This is a genomic window from Mitsuokella sp. AF21-1AC, assembly GCF_003458855.1.
Lineage (GTDB): Bacteria > Bacillota > Negativicutes > Selenomonadales > Selenomonadaceae > Mitsuokella.
In genome coordinates this window covers 21,630-37,042 of record NZ_QRVW01000026.1, presented here as the reverse complement: position 1 = coordinate 37,042, position 15,413 = coordinate 21,630, and the positions used below count along the sequence as shown (strand labels likewise).

The following is a 15,413-nucleotide window of genomic DNA, read 5'->3' as shown; positions in this document are numbered from 1 at the left end:
ATTTCAATGGTATCACCTCAATACCATTTTACCAATAAATTAACTTTTTAGCCAGAGTATTTATATTATTTTACAATTTAACTTTAACTGCTAGTTACCTTCCTGTTTTATGATACGCCATCTGTCATCAGAATACAATGCAGGCAAATGGAAGCCGGAAACACACAGGGAAAATGACAAAAAGGCAAATTTACTTGAATGATGGCACGGGATACCTTAGAATAGAGGGTAAGGCACGATAGAATAAAAGGGAGTGAAGTAGGTTGTGAAGTATGTTGTTGTAGATTTAGAAATGAATCCTGTGGACCGGGAATACCGCGAAGTGCGCCGCAAGCTCAGGGAAGAGGTCATTGAGATCGGGGCGGTGCGCCTTGACAGTGCGTTTCAGCAGGAATCCGAATTCCAATGCTATGTGAAGCCGGAGTACGGTCCCATCAAGAAACACATCACAGCACTTACAAGCATCACGCAGGCCATGGTCGACGGCCAGAAACATTATGCCGACTGCTTCCGCGATTTCATCCACTGGGTGGGGGAGGAGGAGACGCGCATCTATTCCTGGAGCATGTCGGATATCAAGCAGCTCCGCAATGAATGCCGTTTCAAACTGCCGGATTTCGATGTGAACTGGCTCAATGAGCGCTGGGTCGACCTGCAGCAGGAGTTCGATGAACGTCTGGGACTTCACAACAGCCTGGCTCTCAAGCATGCACTCGGTGCCATGGATCATAAATTCGAGGGCACGCAGCATACGGCGCTGGCCGATGCCATCAACACGAGTGCCATCCTTGCCCTGATGCAGGATGACAAGAAGTTCAAGGAGACGATGAAGCCGGTGCTTGATGTGCTGCAGCCCAAGGATGCGCTCGCCACGTCCATCGGCGATCTCTGCCCGGATCTCTTGAAGTGGCAGGATAAATTCAAGAGGGAATAACAAATCGTGAAGGGATTGGAAAGCATGAAGAAAATGGGGGTCCTGGGCCCGCTGGGGACGCACAGCGAAGCAGCTGCACACTATTTGACGTCCCGTTTGCCGGAACAGAGAGAACTTGTGGTTTATCCGGATATCTTCGTGGTCATTCAGGCCGTGGAGAGCGGCGAGGTGGATTCCTGCCTCGTACCGGTCGAGAATTCTCTGGAGGGGGCCATCAACATCACCCTCGATACGCTCGCGCGCAGCGACGATCTGCAGGTCATGCGGGAGCTCATCTGGCCCGTGCACAATCAGCTCATGGCCAGGCCGGGCGTTTCCGCGGTGCGCCGGATCTATTCGCATCCGCAGCCGATTTCCCAGTGCTGGGGCTATCTGCAGGCACATTATCCCGCGGCTGAGGTCGTGAAGGTTGCGAGCACGGCCCGGGCAGCTGAGCTCGTGGCTGAGGAACCGGCGGCAAGCGGTGCCGCCGCCATCTGCACGCAGCGCGGCGGTGAGCTCAACGGCCTCGTGCCGCTCGCGACGGAAATCCAGGACAGCATGTCGAATGCCACGCGCTTCTTTGAATTGCAGCGCCGCAGCGAGGAAAGCGTCCTGCCGCACGAGAAGATGCTCGTCATCTGCGAGATTGACGGCAAGAAGCCTGGCGCGCTTTACGAGGTGCTCAAGGAGTTCGCCGAGCGCGGCATCAACATGACGCGCATCGAGTCACGCCCCGCGCGCACGGAGCTCGGCGCCTACATCTTCTTTTTCGATCTGGAGATGGATGACAATGAGGAGGAGCTGCAGGCTTCGCTCGTGGCCGTCCGCCAGAAGAGCAAATGGCTCAAGATGCTCGGCGAGTTCCCGGTCATCGAGGCCCGTTCGTAATCGTTTTTCCACAAAAAAAGCTGTTGCCATGCGCATTTGCAGGCAGCAGCTTTTTTATGGTTCTTATTTGTCGAGCGGCACGACGTCCGGTTTCCTGCCTTCGTCGATGCAGGCTTTCGTGATGATGACTTTGCGCGGCTCGGAGGATTTCGGGATGTCATACATGACATCGAGCATGACATCTTCGATGATGCCCTTGAGGCTGCGCGCGCCCGTCTTGCGCTCGATGGCTTTCTTGGCCACGGCGCGCAGTGCGTCCTGCTCGAATTCCAGCTTGACGTGGTCCATGGCCAGCAGCTTCTCGTACTGCTTGACCGGCGCGTTCTTCGGCTCCGTCAGGATACGCAGCAGAGCGTCTTCGTCGAGCGATTCAAGCGTGCAGATGACGGGCAGGCGGCCGATGACCTCCGGGATGATGCCGTAGTGCATGAGGTCTTCCGGACGCACTTGATGGATGAGCTCGTCGAACTTCGGTTTTTCGTCCTTGCTGGCGACTTCGGCACCGAAGCCAATGGAGGAGTCCGCTTTCTGCAGGCGTCTGGCAATGATGTCGTCGATGCCGACGAAGGCACCGCCGACGATGAAGAGGATGTTCTTCGTGTCGACCTTGATGGTCGGTGCTTCAGGGTGCTTGCGCTGGCCGCGCGCCGTGAACTCGACGACGTTGCCCTCGAGCATCTTGAGCAGGCCCTGCTGGACGCCCTCGTGGCCCGGGTCCGCCGTGATGGAGTTGTTGGCGCCGGACTTGCGGGCAATCTTGTCGAACTCGTCGAGGTAGATGATGCCGTGCTCGGCTTTCTCGATATCCTTGTCGGCTGCATAGTAGAGGTTGCGGACGGCGACCTCCACATCGGCGCCGACGAAGCCGGCTTCGGTGAGCGTCGAGGCATCCGTGACGGCGAACGGCACGTCGAGGAGCTTCGAGAGATGAGAGAGCAGTGCCGTCTTGCCGCAGCCCGAAGGGCCGAGCATGATGACGTTCGATTTCTCGATTTCCGTGCCATCGCTGTTCTCATAACCGTATTTCATGCGCTTGTAGTGATTGTAGACGGCGACGGACAGGATTTTCTTGGCGCGGTCCTGGTTGATGATGTATTCATCGAGATACTGCTTGATGATGTGCGGCTTGTTCTTCGCAAGGATCTCGTCGAGCTGGCCGGCGAAGTCGTGCTTTTCCTCCTGCTTCGTCTCTGCCTCGTGCATATCAATATAATGATTGATTTCGCGGATGCAGTTCTTGCAGATGGCAAAGCCCGTCGTCGGATCGTAGATCGGCATATCGTATTCGTCGTGGATCGTGACCATGCGCTTGCAGAAACTGCAGCGATGCTGTGTGGTTTTGGTATCGTTTTCCATATTCAGACATCCTTTCTGTAGGATTGTTGGTATAATCGTTTGTATACAAGAAAAAACATTACCGCTGGGTAATGGTCTCTAAGCCTATTATCTCTTATTGTCTCTTTTTTTTCAAGCAGATTTTGTTTTTGACCGGGATACAGGGCAGATAATGCCTTGCATCTCATAAAGGCACGTGATATAATAGACCGGTAATGGACGTAGTGACGTCTGTTTCCAAGCCAAAAACTGACTGGCTTTCCCCCGTAGACGGGGAGCTAGGTCTAAACCAAGCCTGCGCCTAGCGGGCTTGTATCCATTCCCAGTTCCTGGGGGGAAAGAGAGGTGTATAGAATGAAGAAGGGTATCCATCCGGATTACTACGAAGCTACCGTTATCTGCGGCTGTGGCAACACGTTCAAGACGGGTTCCACGAAGAAAGAGCTTCGCGTCGATGTCTGCTCCAAGTGCCATCCGTTCTTCACGGGTCGTCAGCGTGACGTCCAGGCAGGCGGCCGCATCGAGAAGTTCAACAAGCGCTATCACAAGCAGTAAGATGCAGCAGGATGAAGCAGAGCAGAGAAATCTCGCTCTGCTTCATTTTATATATGAAAGAATCTACAGACAAAATACAGCAGCTGAGCGTATTGTAAAGAGTAAAGAAAAGAATGTTGGTTTTGTTTTTTGACATACAGGGGGTCCGATTATGGGCAATCATTTAATGGTGGGCGGCCAGGCCGTCATCGAAGGGGTCATGATGCGCGGGCCGAAGCTCACGGCTACGGCGGTGCGCGACCCGGCAGGCAGGATCCAGGTGGAGACGAAGGATGTGCATTCCATCTCTGACCGCTATCCCATCCTCAAAAAGCCGATGCTGCGCGGCACAGTGTCGCTGGTGGAATCCTTGGTCATCGGCATCCGCTCGCTCTCGTATTCGGCCAAGATGGCCGGCGAGGAGGAAGAGCAGCTGTCGGATAAGGAGATGGCCGGCACGATCATCTTTGCGCTCGTGCTCGCGAGCATCCTGTTCATCGCCATCCCGACGGGCGCGGCAAAGTTCTTCCATTTTGTTACGGAAGACCCGTTTTTCCTGAATCTCATGGAAGGTTTCCTGCGCCTGGCAATCTTCCTGGCTTATATCTGGGGCATCTCGCGCATGAAGGACATCCGCCGCGTGTTCCAGTATCACGGGGCCGAGCACAAGACCATCCATTGCTATGAGGCGGGGCTGCCGCTGACGGTCGAGAATGTGCAGAAGTTCTCCCGGCTGCATCCGCGCTGCGGCACAAACTTCCTGCTCATCGTCATGCTCGTCTCGATTTTCGTCTTTGCCTTCCTGGGCTGGCCAAATCTCGCGGAGCGCATCGTGAGCCGCATCGTGCTGCTGCCGGTCGTGGCGGGCATTTCGTATGAGATCATCCGCCTTGCGGGCCGCAGCGAGAATCCCATCATCCAGACGGCCATCAAGCCGGGCCTCTGGCTCCAGTATCTGACGACGCGTCCGCCGCAGAACGATATGGTGGAAGTGGCCATCGAGTCGCTGAAGGCCGTGCTGCCGCCGGAAGAGATCCGCGAGGGCACGGGCGAATATCGCTATCCGGAACGCATGGAGGCGGCTGCAGAGGATGAAACGGAGATCGGCGTGCCAGCGGCTGCTTCTGTGGAGACGGCTCACTGAGGCGGATCGTGCGTCTGCGCGTCGGATATGGAAAAATGCAAGGCGGAAGATGAGGTGAAAGGACTTGCTGGAGAAGCTCCAAGCAGTAGAAGACAAATACCGGGAGCTGGAGTCGCTCATTAGCGACCCCGCAACTATGGCGGACATGACGAAGTGGCAGCATTATACGAAGGAGCATGCGGCGCTTTCGCCAATCGTGGAGGAATTCCGCACGTACAAGCGCGTCGTCAAGGGCATCAGGGAAGCCAGGGCGATGTTTGCGGAGCCGCTTGACGGTGAGATGCGCAAGCTCGTCGAGGAAGAGCTTGCGGAGCTCACGTCAAAGAAGGAAGAACTCGATGCACGGCTGCCCGTCCTGCTGCTGCCGAAGGACCCCAATGACGACAAGAACGTCATCGTGGAGATCCGCGGCGGCGTGGGCGGCGAGGAGGCGGCGCTTTTTGCCGGCGACCTCTTCCGCATGTATTCGCGCTATGCGGAGAAGAAGGGCTGGAAGGTCGAGGTCATGACGAGCAATGCGACGGGCATCGGCGGCTTCAAGGAAATCACGTTCCTGGTCAACGGCCATGGTGCGTATTCCCGGCTCAAATATGAGAGCGGCACACACCGCGTCCAGCGCGTGCCGGTCACGGAATCCGGCGGCCGCATTCATACTTCCGCCGCCACGGTTGCTGTGCTGCCGGAAGCGGAGGATGTGGAGGTGGACATCAATCCGTCGGACCTGCGCATCGATACGTACTGTGCATCGGGCGCGGGCGGCCAGTACGTCAACCGCACGGAGACGGCCATCCGCATCACGCATCTGCCGACGGGCATCGTCGTGCAGTGCCAGGACGAGAAGTCGCAGCTCAAGAACAAGGAAAAGGCCATGAAGGTCCTGCGTGCGCGCATCCTCGACCAGGCCCGTCAGGAGCAGGAGGAGGCCGTGGCGGCGGACCGCCGCAGTCAGGTGGGCTCCGGCGACCGCAGCGAGCGCATCCGCACATACAATTTCCCGCAGGGACGCGTGACAGACCATCGCATCGGCCTGACGCTCCATAAGATCGACGCCATCCTGAACGGCGAACTCGATGAACTCATTGCGGCGCTCATCACGGCTGACCAGGCGCAGCGTCTCAGAAAGGTGGATGCCAATGAATGACCGGATCTGGACCATCGGCCGCATCCTCAAGTGGACCGAGGGTTACTTTGCGGAAAAGGGGCTGGAATCCCCGCGGCTCGATGCCGAAGTCCTGCTCTCCCATGTGCTGAAGAAACAGCGCATCTATCTCTACGTGCATTTTGACGAGCCCTTGCAGCCGGAGGAGCTGGCTGCCTACCGCGAGATGGTGAAAAAGCGCGTCATGCATGTGCCCGTTGCCTATATCCTGGGCGAACGGGAATTCATGGGGCTGACGTTCAAGGTCACGCCGGACACCCTGATCCCGCGGCCCGATACGGAAATCCTCGTGCAGGCGGCCATTGACCGGCTCAAGGCGATGCCAGCATCGGATGATACGGCCCTGCACATCGCCGATATCGGCACGGGCACGGGCGCCATCTGCCTTTCCGTTCTCCATTACCTGCCGCAGGCGACGGCGGAGACGGTTGACATCTCGCCGGCGGCTCGTGCCGTGGCGGAAGAGAACGCCGAGCAGCTGGGCCTTGCGGACCGCATCACCTTCCATACGGGCGACCTCCTGGCGCCGCTCGCGGGCCGGACGTTCGCCGCCATCCTCTCGAATCCTCCGTATATCCCTGAGGCCGACATCGGGACTCTGGCCCCGGAAGTGCGCACGAAAGAGCCGCATACGGCCCTTTCCGGCGGAGCGGACGGCCTTGATTTTTACCGTCGTCTCGCGGCAGAAGCACCGCAGATGCTTGCACCAAACGGTTTCCTCGCCTTCGAGGTCGGCATCCACCAGGCCCAGGACGTCGCCGCCCTCGCCAAGGCCAATCCCCTGATCGGCAAGATCGAGATCCTCCCCGACTACGCCGGCATCGACCGTGTGGTCGTAGCCTGGAGAAAGGAATGAGGTGAGATGTATCATAAAGCGTCACTCAAGCAGTTGTCACAGAACTTGCGATCCAATATGACGAGAGAAGAACGTCATTTGTGGTATGATTTTTTATGCATGCTGCCGCAGCGCTTCAAGCGACAGGTACCAGTGCGCCGATACATCTTAGATTTTTATTGTCCGTCCTGCCGTTTGTCTGTTGAATTGGACGGAGCGCAGCATTATGAACCGGAACAATTGACATACGACCGCCAGCGAACGAAGATTCTTTCTCAAGAGGGAATTCGTGAGCTGCGCTTTACAAATCGCGAAATCCATGAGAATTTTTACGGCGTCTGCGAGAAGATTCGTCAAGTTTTGGAAGAGATCGAAAGGGGCCCTTTTCCGCCGCTTTGAGGTCCCGCTTCTCCCTGCGGGCTATAGCGCTAGACAGAGCTTGTCATTTGTTTTGTTCGAATTCTGCAAGTCCATGGACCTCTTCCACCGCTGCGCGGTCCCCCTTCTCCCTGCGGGGAGAAGGCTTTGGGCTCGTACTTTTCGGTTATTTGCGAGCGTGACAAGGCGCGCAGCCTTCCCCGCGCACGGGGAAGGTGGCCCGAAGGGCCGGAAGAGGTCCTTGAGCTAGCGGGAAAGAACGATGCTTGACTGTAAGTCTTTGCACGCGGCGCAGCCCCGCGCACGGGGAAGGTGGCCCGAAGGGCCGGAAGAGGTCCTTGAGCTAGCGGGAAGGACCGATGCTTGACTGTAAGTCCTTGCATGCGGCGCAGCCCCGCGCACGGGCGCGAAGCGCGGGATGCCGGGGGCATCCCCGGAGAAGGTGGCCCGAAGGGCCGGAAGAGTCCTTGGGATTTTTATAGATGATAGGGTAGGTGGCAGATATGCAGACAGAAATCGTGACGATAACGGATGTGAACGCGCAGCAGGAAGAACTCCGGCGGGCGGGGAAGATTCTGCGGGGCGGGGGGCTCGTGGCTTTTCCGACGGAAACGGTCTATGGGCTTGGCGCCAACGGGCTTGACGCGGAAGCCTGCGCGCGCATCTATGAAGCGAAGGGGCGTCCCTCGGACAATCCGCTGATCCTGCACGTGGCGGACCGCGCCATGATCGCGACCATTGCCGCCGAAGTCACGCCGATGGCCGAAAAACTCATCGCGGCCTTCATGCCGGGCCCCATCACGCTGATCATGAAACGCAAGGATATCGTGCCGGACCGCATCACGGGCGGACTTGACACCGTCGGCATCCGCATGCCGGAACATCCCGTCGCACGCGCCATGATCCGGGCAGCCGGCGTGCCCGTGGCAGCACCTTCGGCCAATATCTCCGGCCGTCCGAGCCCGACGACGGCAGCCTCCGTGCTGCGCGACATGGCGGGCCGTATCCCTATGATTCTCGACGGCGGCGCCTGTCATTTCGGTGTGGAATCCACCATCGTCGACTGCACGGGGCCTGTCGCGACCATCCTGCGTCCCGGTGCCATCACGCGTGAGATGCTGACGGAAGTCCTCGGCGGCTGCCGCCTCGACCCCGCTATCGTCGGGGCCAAGGTCGTGCCCAAGGCTCCCGGCATGAAATACAAGCATTATGCGCCGAAAGCTCCGCTGACGCTGCTCGAAGGAGATCCAAAGGGCATGCCTGCCGCCTTCCGCCGCACCGTGCGCCGCCTCCAGCAGGAGGGCCACACGGTCGGTGTCCTCGCGAGCCACGAGGTCGTGACGGCACTCCAGGACCTCGTGCCGCAGGAACTGCTGGCGGATTACGGCCCGCAGGGAGACCTTCTGACGATTGCCGCCCATATTTATGAAGAGCTCATCGCCTTCAACGATACGCCGGCCGATGTGCTGCTCGGCGAGGGCACGACGGACAAGGGCCTCGGCCTTGCCATCATGAACCGTCTGCACAAAGCCAGCGGCTTTCATTCACTCAGGATCTGAACCGGACGATTACAGCTGCACCGCAGCAGGAAGAGTCTTCTGCCGCCTGTTCCATGGGACAGGCCGCGCAGAAACTCGCCTGCGGCGGTATTTTTTTTGATTCGTCTGTGGTACAATGGTAAACAGTAGAGTGACTGTAGAAAGGTGGAACAGCAGCATGAACATCACGATTGGCAGCGACCACGGTGCCGTGGCCCTCAAGGAAGAAGTCAAGATGGTCCTGAAGGAATATGAGGATATCAAGGTGACGGATGTCGGCACCTTCGGCACGACCTCCGTTGATTATCCGGATATTGCTGAGAAGGTCTGCGCAGACGTCGTCAGCGGCAAGGCTGACCGCGGCATCGTGCTCTGCGGCACGGGCATCGGCATCTCGATTGCAGCCAACAAGATCAAGGGCATCCGCTGCGCGCTCTGCAACGACGTGTATTCGGCCAAGATGTCCCGCCAGCACAACAATGCCAACGTCCTCGCCATGGGCGGCCGCGTGCTGGGCTTCGGTCCTGCAGGTGAGATCGTCCGCGCCTGGGTGGAAGGCGAGTTTGAGGGCGGCCGCCATGAGCGCCGCATCAACAAGATCGCCGCACTTGAGGAAAAATAAGAGTACAATTGCTTTTTGCTCTGTCAATGACCACTGTAAGGAGGCCCACAATGGATTTAATGGAATCGCTCAAACAGTCTGACCCCGAAGTATCGGCAGCAATCGATAAGGAGCTTAATCGTCAGCGTACGAAACTCGAGCTCATCGCTTCGGAGAACATCGTCTCGAAAGCCGTGATGGAAGCCCAGGGCAGCGTGCTCACGAACAAGTACGCGGAAGGATATCCGGGCAAACGCTATTACGGCGGCTGCGAATTCGTCGATGTCGTCGAACAGCTGGCCATTGACCGCGCCAAGAAGCTCTTTGGCGCTGCGTACGCGAACGTGCAGCCGCATTCCGGCGCACAGGCCAACATGGCCGTTTTCTTCGCCCTGCTGCAGCCGGGCGATACGGTCATGGGCATGAACCTCACGGACGGCGGCCATCTCACGCATGGCAGCCCCGTCAACATGAGCGGCAAGTACTTCAAAATCGTGCCGTACGGCGTTGACAAGGAAACGGAACGCATTGACTACGATGCCCTCGAGAAGAAGGCGGAGGAATGCAAGCCGAAGCTCATCGTCGCCGGTGCTTCCGCCTATGCGCGCATCATCGACTTCCCGCGCCTCGCGGACATCGCGCACAAGGTCGGCGCTTACCTCATGGTCGACATCGCACACATTGCCGGCCTCGTGGCAGCCGGCCTTCATCCGAGTCCGGTCCCGTACGCCGATGTCGTCACGACGACGACGCACAAGACGCTGCGCGGTCCTCGCGGCGGCATGATCCTCTGCAAGGACGCTGAATTCGGCAAGCAGTTCAACAAGGCCGTATTCCCCGGCATCCAAGGTGGCCCGCTCATGCATGTCATCGCGGCCAAGGCCGTAGCGCTCGGCGAGGCCCTGCGTCCGGAATTCAAGGAATATGCGGCACAGACGATCAAGAACGCCAAGGCTCTGGCTGAAACGCTCCAGAACGACGGCTTCCGCATCGTTTCGGGCGGCACGGACAACCACCTGATGCTCGTCGACCTCACGAGCAAGAACATCACGGGCAAGGAAGCGCAGACGGTCCTCGACGAAGTCAACATCACGTCGAACCGCAACACGATCCCGTTCGAGCCGCGCTCCCCGTTCGTCACGAGCGGCATCCGCCTCGGCTCGCCGGCACTGACGACGCGTGGCTTCAAGGAAGACGATATGCGCGAAGTCGGCAACATCATCGCGCTGGTCCTCAACAATCCGACGGACGAAGCGGCCAAGGACGAAGCACGCCGCCGTGTGGCTGCTCTTTGCGCTAAATATCCGCTTTACGAATGAGAACAAGGGGGCAGAAGAAATATGGCTGAAGAACTCAACGTCCATGTCATCGATCATCCGCTGATCCAGCACAAGCTCACGCTGATGCGCATGAAGGAAACCGGCACGAAGGACTTCCGCGAGCTTCTCGAAGAAATCGCCATGCTCATGACATACGAGATTACGCGCGATTTCCCGCTCAAGGAAATCGAGATTGAGACGCCGGTTGCCAAATGCAAGGCCAAGGTGCTTGCCGGCAAGAAAGTCGGCGTCGTGCCCATCCTGCGCGCGGGCCTCGGCATGCTCTCGGGCGTGGCCAACATGATCCCGGCCGCACGCGTCGGCCATGTCGGCATGTACCGCGATCCGAAGACGCTCAAGCCGGTGGAATACTACTGCAAGCTGCCGAGCGACGTGGCGGAGCGCACGCTCATCGTCGTCGACCCGATGCTGGCGACGGGCGGCAGTGCCTCGGCAGCCCTGACGCTGCTCAAGGAAAAAGGGGCAAAGTCCCTGATCCTCATGTGCCTCGTGGCTGCGCCGGAGGGCATCCGCGTCATCAACAAGGAACATCCGGATGTGCCGCTTTACGTGGCTGCCGTTGATGAACGCCTCAACGACAAGGGCTATATCGTACCGGGTCTCGGCGATGCCGGTGACCGCATCTTCGGTACGCTCTGAGCATCCAACGCATAAGAATGGCCCCTCCCGCCAGGCTGCTGTCTGTTGAGAGGGGCTTTCTGGATTTGACTATCATGATAAAGGAGTTTTTATTTTGAGTAATTTAGAAGTGGGTATCGTTGGCCTGCCGAATGTCGGCAAGAGCACGCTTTTCAATGCCATCACGAAGGCCGGTGCAGAGGCGGCGAACTTCCCGTTCTGCACGATCGAGCCGAACGTCGGCGTCGTGGCCGTGCCGGATCCGCGCCTGCAGGTACTCCATGAGATGTACAATTCCAAGAAGACGACGCCGGCTACGGTCCGCTTCGTCGACATCGCCGGCCTCGTCAAGGGCGCATCCAAGGGCGAGGGCCTCGGCAACAAATTCCTCGAGCACATCCGCCAGGTCGATGCCGTCGCGCATGTCGTGCGCTGCTTTGTCGACCCGAATATCACGCACGTCGAGGGCGGCATCAATCCGCTGCGCGACATCGACATCATCCAGACGGAACTCTGCCTGGCTGACCTCGAGATCGTTGAGAAACGCATCATGAAGCTCGCCAAGATCGCGAAATCCGGCAACAAGGAAGCGAAGGTAGAGGACGAAATCCTGCGCCGCATCAAGGCTGCACTCGACGAAGGCACGCCGGCCCGCCAGGTCGATCTTTCGGATGATGACCTTGAGCTCATCAAGGAAATGAACCTCCTGACGCTCAAGCCGACGCTCTACGTGACAAATGTCGCCGAGGATGAAGTCGCGACGGCTTACGACGAGAATCCGTACGTGCAGCAGGTCAAGGAATACGCAGCCAAGGAAGGTGCAGAAGTCGTGGCCATCTCGGCCAGGGTTGAGTCGGAAATCGCCGAACTCGACCCTGAGGAAGCCAAGGCGTTCCTCGAGGACCTCGGCGAAACGGAGAGTGGCCTCGACCGTCTCATCAAGGCTGCTTTCGATCTCCTGGGCCTCCAGACGTTTCTGACGGCCGGCCCCGATGAATGCCGTGCCTGGACGATTGTCAAGGGGACGACGGCACCGAAGGCTGCCGGCAAGATTCATACGGATTTCGAACGCGGCTTCATTCGTGCCGAAATCGTCAATTACGATGATCTCGTAGCTGCCGGCAGCGTGGCCGCAGCTCGCGAAAAAGGACAGGTTCGCGTCGAAGGCAAGGACTATGTCATGCAGGACGGCGACGTCGTTAACTTCCGCTTCAACGTTTGATGGAAACTGTCCCCTCTGGGGGGCTCGGAAGGAGCGGGATGACGGTGACATTGGGCCGTAAGGGCAAAAAGGGGGCATGACCCCTTCAGACGGCTGGCGCCGCCAGCTTCCCAAAAGGAGAAGCCTTCCCTAAAAAGAAAAGCCGCCTGGACTTGATTTTGCAGGCGGCTTTTCTCATGCCTTTATTGGTGTGTCGTATATAGTTCGGGGCGGCGGTCGGCGCGTACCGGGATATCCTGGCGGATATGGCGGCAGAGCACGGGGCGCAGGTTCGCCGTGAGGATGGACTGCTCCGTATCGGCCTCGGCCAGGATCTCACCCCAGGGATCGATGATCGCCGAATGACCGGCTAGGTGATTGCCCTGTTCGTCCGTGCCGGCCTCGTTGGCTGCGACGACGAACATCTGGTTCTCGATGGCCCGTGCGCGCGTCAGGACCCGCCAGTGTGTCAGACGGCTCTCCGGCCAGGCGGCCGGCAGGAACAGGATGTCGATGCCGGAGAGTGCCAGCTTCTGGATGAATTCGGGGAAGCGCAGGTCGTAGCAGATCGCGAAGCCGCATTTCACGCCGTCGAGCTCGCAGGTGACGAGCTGGCTGCCCGGCTGGAAATCCTTTGCTTCGCCGCTCGGCGAGAACAGATGGACCTTGTCGTACCGCGTCACAAGATCGCCGAGCCGGTCGTAGACGAAACAGGTGTTGTAAACCTTCGGGCCTTCCTTGTCTGTGGCGACATTGGCGACAGTGCCGCCGACGATGTTGACGCCGTAGTGTGCGGCGAGCAGGGCGAGCGTCTGGCGCGCCTCACGGCCGTCGCGGTCTGCAAGCGGCGCGATGGGCTTCGGGTAAAAGCCGAGGCGCCAGAGCTCGGGCAGCACGAGTACATCCGGCTTGTCACGCATGGCATCCTTGGCCATGGCCTTGAGCGTGGCGATATTGGCTTCCGGGCGCCCAAAGGCGACCGGCATCTGTAGAATAGAGACTTTCATGGGAGAATCTGTCCTCCTTATTGATACCCTGTCCTTTAAAGAAAGGAGCACTTGATTATGGCAAATCCAACGTATGCCGTCGGGGATATCGTGCGCATGAAGAAAGCACATCCCTGCGGTTCGCATGAATGGGAAATCCTGCGCACAGGCATGGATTTTCGTCTGAAATGCCAGGGCTGCGGCCATCTCGTCATGATGCCGCGCACAAAATTCGAACGCCTCGTCCGCGAAATCGTGCATCATGTCGAAGCCGTCGAATAAACCGTTTTTATTGTACCACAGTTTTTTCGTGAGCGCGCATGATTTTCTTTCCTGTTGTATCCGAATTCTTATCGAAGAATTAATCTTTAATGAGAAAACTTGCTTCTCCGCAGATGGTATGCTAATATAAGCATGTTGTTCGTACCGGATAGACGGGAAAGGGACAGGCTGAGGAAACATGGCAACTCATGGTTGTCCTCCTGTGAAACGGTTAGAGCAACTCGTTGTTTTTTCTGTTTTATGAAGGAGGAGTTTCTCATGAAGAAGACTCTCGTATCCGCACTGACGACGGCTCTCGTTGTCGGCGCTGCCAGCACGACGTTTGCTGCTGCCAACCCGTTCTCCGATGTACCGGCTGACCACTGGGCTTACGACGCTGTATCCCAGCTTGCAGCTGACGGTGTCATCGAAGGCTATGGCGACACGACGTTCCGCGGCAACCAGAACATCACGCGTTATGAGATGGCTCAGATGATCGCCAAGGCTATGGCCAAGAGCGATGTCTCCGCTGCTGATAAGGCCCTCATCGACAAGCTCGCTGCTGAGTTCTCCGATGAGCTCAACAACCTCGGTGTTCGCGTCAGCAACCTCGAGCGCAATGCTGATAAAGTAAAGTGGACGGGCGAGGCTCGTTACACCTACACGAGCACGCGCGATGAGCAGGCTAATGGCTCCCAGAAGAAGGACAACACGGATAAGCTCCAGTTCCGTCTCTATCCGACGGCTGAAGTCAACAACAACTGGCATGTAAAGGCTCGTCTGACGGCTTCCACGCTCATGGACAAAGATGCAGGCAAGGATGACAGTGATAAAGTTGAACTGACGTATGTCTATGCAGACGGCCAGTACAACAACTTCGACGTCAAACTCGGTAAGATGCCGCTGTACTCTGTTGCCGATGACGGCCTCGTAGTCGATGACTTCTTCTCCGGTGCTCAGGTTAACTTCGGCAAAGACCTCAAGGCTACGCTCGAAGCTGGCCGTTATGACCTCGACCGTGCACAGGATAACTTCAAAGATGCTGTTAAAGAATCCACGGCTGACAAAGCTGCGAACTACCAGGGCATTGAGCTCAACTACGGTCCGAACAAGTTCCGTATGGGTGCTTCCTACCGTCATTTCAACAGCGCAGCCTTCAAGGATGTTGACAACTATCGCAACGGCACGTCCCAGTCTGACGATGCCAACATCTGGTCCGTTGGTGCTGGTTACAGATTCGACCACAACTGGGATCTCTTCGGTGCTTTCGCTCAGAACACGGAAGCTGACAACAACGATACGGCTCACAGCATCCAGCTCTCCTATAAGGGCACGGATATTGCCAACAAGGGCACGTGGGGCGCTTATGCCGCTTATCGTTACCTCGGCAACAACGCTGTCGTCCTGCCGACGTATGATACGGCTCACAGCCATGTCAACGAGAAGGGTTGGGAAGTCGGTGCAAGCTACGTTCCGTTCACGAACGTCTACACGGCTATCGAGTACTTCGACGGCAAGACGCTCGACACGGATCGCGATGCCAAGACGCTGTTCGGCCGCGTAAGCTTCTTCTTCTGATAACGGCTTCCGTTTTCGGATTTCCAAGCAACAAATACGAAGAGACCTTCCTGCGGGAAGGTCTTTTTTTGTGCGCGTGATATGAACAAATTTTAGAATAA

General features: G+C 57.8%; 16 protein-coding genes. 14 read left to right on the top strand and 2 right to left on the bottom strand.

All coding sequences use genetic code 11. The features are described 5' to 3' along the window. The first annotated feature begins 265 nt into the window (after positions 1-265). Both DWX75_RS09500 and pheA read left to right on the top strand, forming a co-directional pair. The gene (locus DWX75_RS09500; RefSeq protein ID WP_118016090.1) at positions 266-934 is read left to right on the top strand and encodes a 3'-5' exonuclease; all 669 of its coding nucleotides are present in this window, start codon (positions 266-268) and stop codon (positions 932-934) included. A gap of 24 nt (positions 935-958) precedes the next feature. After that, the gene (gene pheA / locus DWX75_RS09495; RefSeq protein ID WP_118016089.1) at positions 959-1,804 is read left to right on the top strand and encodes a prephenate dehydratase; all 846 of its coding nucleotides are present in this window, start codon (positions 959-961) and stop codon (positions 1,802-1,804) included. A gap of 63 nt (positions 1,805-1,867) precedes the next feature. Here pheA and clpX read toward each other — a convergent pair whose 3' ends face one another. Next, a complete protein-coding gene (clpX, locus tag DWX75_RS09490) occupies positions 1,868-3,160 on the bottom strand; it encodes an ATP-dependent Clp protease ATP-binding subunit ClpX (RefSeq protein WP_118016088.1) in 1,293 nt (430 codons plus the stop codon). 333 nt (positions 3,161-3,493) lie between these two features. On the opposite strand from clpX, the gene rpmE reads away from it, so the two are divergent. The 10 genes from rpmE to ychF all read left to right on the top strand — a co-directional run bounded on the left by rpmE (position 3,494) and on the right by ychF (position 12,508). Next, positions 3,494-3,694 carry a 50S ribosomal protein L31 gene (gene rpmE / locus DWX75_RS09485; RefSeq protein WP_118016087.1) on the top strand — a complete coding sequence of 67 codons (201 nt, stop codon included), beginning with the start codon at positions 3,494-3,496 and terminating at the stop codon, positions 3,692-3,694. Positions 3,695-3,845: 151 nt separating this feature from the next. Beyond that, a complete protein-coding gene (locus tag DWX75_RS09480) occupies positions 3,846-4,817 on the top strand; it encodes a DUF1385 domain-containing protein (protein WP_118016086.1) in 972 nt (323 codons plus the stop codon). A gap of 64 nt (positions 4,818-4,881) precedes the next feature. Continuing rightward, positions 4,882-5,958 carry a peptide chain release factor 1 gene (gene prfA / locus DWX75_RS09475; RefSeq protein ID WP_118016085.1) on the top strand — a complete coding sequence of 359 codons (1,077 nt, stop codon included), beginning with the start codon at positions 4,882-4,884 and terminating at the stop codon, positions 5,956-5,958. Next, positions 5,951-6,832, top strand: a complete 882-nt coding sequence (prmC, locus tag DWX75_RS09470; RefSeq protein ID WP_118016084.1) for a peptide chain release factor N(5)-glutamine methyltransferase — start codon at positions 5,951-5,953, stop codon at positions 6,830-6,832. The genes prfA and prmC overlap by 8 nt, the downstream gene beginning before the upstream one ends. A 6-nt stretch (positions 6,833-6,838) precedes the next feature. Next, positions 6,839-7,210, top strand: coding sequence for an endonuclease domain-containing protein (locus DWX75_RS09465; RefSeq protein WP_118016083.1), 372 nt, complete (start codon positions 6,839-6,841; stop codon positions 7,208-7,210). A 482-nt stretch (positions 7,211-7,692) separates the two neighbouring features. After that, on the top strand, positions 7,693-8,748 hold the full coding sequence (locus tag DWX75_RS09460; protein WP_118016082.1) for an L-threonylcarbamoyladenylate synthase: 1,056 nt from the start codon (positions 7,693-7,695) through the stop codon (positions 8,746-8,748). Between the two features lie 157 nt (positions 8,749-8,905). Further along, on the top strand, positions 8,906-9,349 hold the full coding sequence (gene rpiB, locus DWX75_RS09455; protein ID WP_118016081.1) for a ribose 5-phosphate isomerase B: 444 nt from the start codon (positions 8,906-8,908) through the stop codon (positions 9,347-9,349). A 50-nt stretch (positions 9,350-9,399) separates the two neighbouring features. Further along, positions 9,400-10,647: a serine hydroxymethyltransferase gene (gene glyA, locus DWX75_RS09450; RefSeq protein ID WP_118016080.1), complete on the top strand. Its 1,248-nt coding sequence runs from the start codon at positions 9,400-9,402 to the stop codon at positions 10,645-10,647. Between the two features lie 21 nt (positions 10,648-10,668). Beyond that, entirely contained in the window at positions 10,669-11,307 is a 639-nt protein-coding gene (gene upp, locus DWX75_RS09445; protein ID WP_118016079.1) for a uracil phosphoribosyltransferase, read from the top strand. A 94-nt stretch (positions 11,308-11,401) separates the two neighbouring features. Then, positions 11,402-12,508: a redox-regulated ATPase YchF gene (ychF, locus tag DWX75_RS09440; RefSeq protein WP_118016078.1), complete on the top strand. Its 1,107-nt coding sequence runs from the start codon at positions 11,402-11,404 to the stop codon at positions 12,506-12,508. A gap of 182 nt (positions 12,509-12,690) precedes the next feature. Here ychF and DWX75_RS09435 read toward each other — a convergent pair whose 3' ends face one another. Beyond that, complete coding sequence (locus DWX75_RS09435) at positions 12,691-13,494, bottom strand: carbon-nitrogen family hydrolase (RefSeq protein WP_118016077.1); 804 nt, start codon at positions 13,492-13,494, stop codon at positions 12,691-12,693. A 57-nt stretch (positions 13,495-13,551) separates the two neighbouring features. On the opposite strand from DWX75_RS09435, the gene DWX75_RS09430 reads away from it, so the two are divergent. After that, entirely contained in the window at positions 13,552-13,755 is a 204-nt protein-coding gene (locus DWX75_RS09430) for a DUF951 domain-containing protein (protein WP_118016076.1), read from the top strand. Positions 13,756-14,013: 258 nt separating this feature from the next. After that, positions 14,014-15,312: a putative porin gene (locus tag DWX75_RS09425; protein ID WP_118016075.1), complete on the top strand. Its 1,299-nt coding sequence runs from the start codon at positions 14,014-14,016 to the stop codon at positions 15,310-15,312. Positions 15,313-15,413 lie beyond the last annotated feature (101 nt).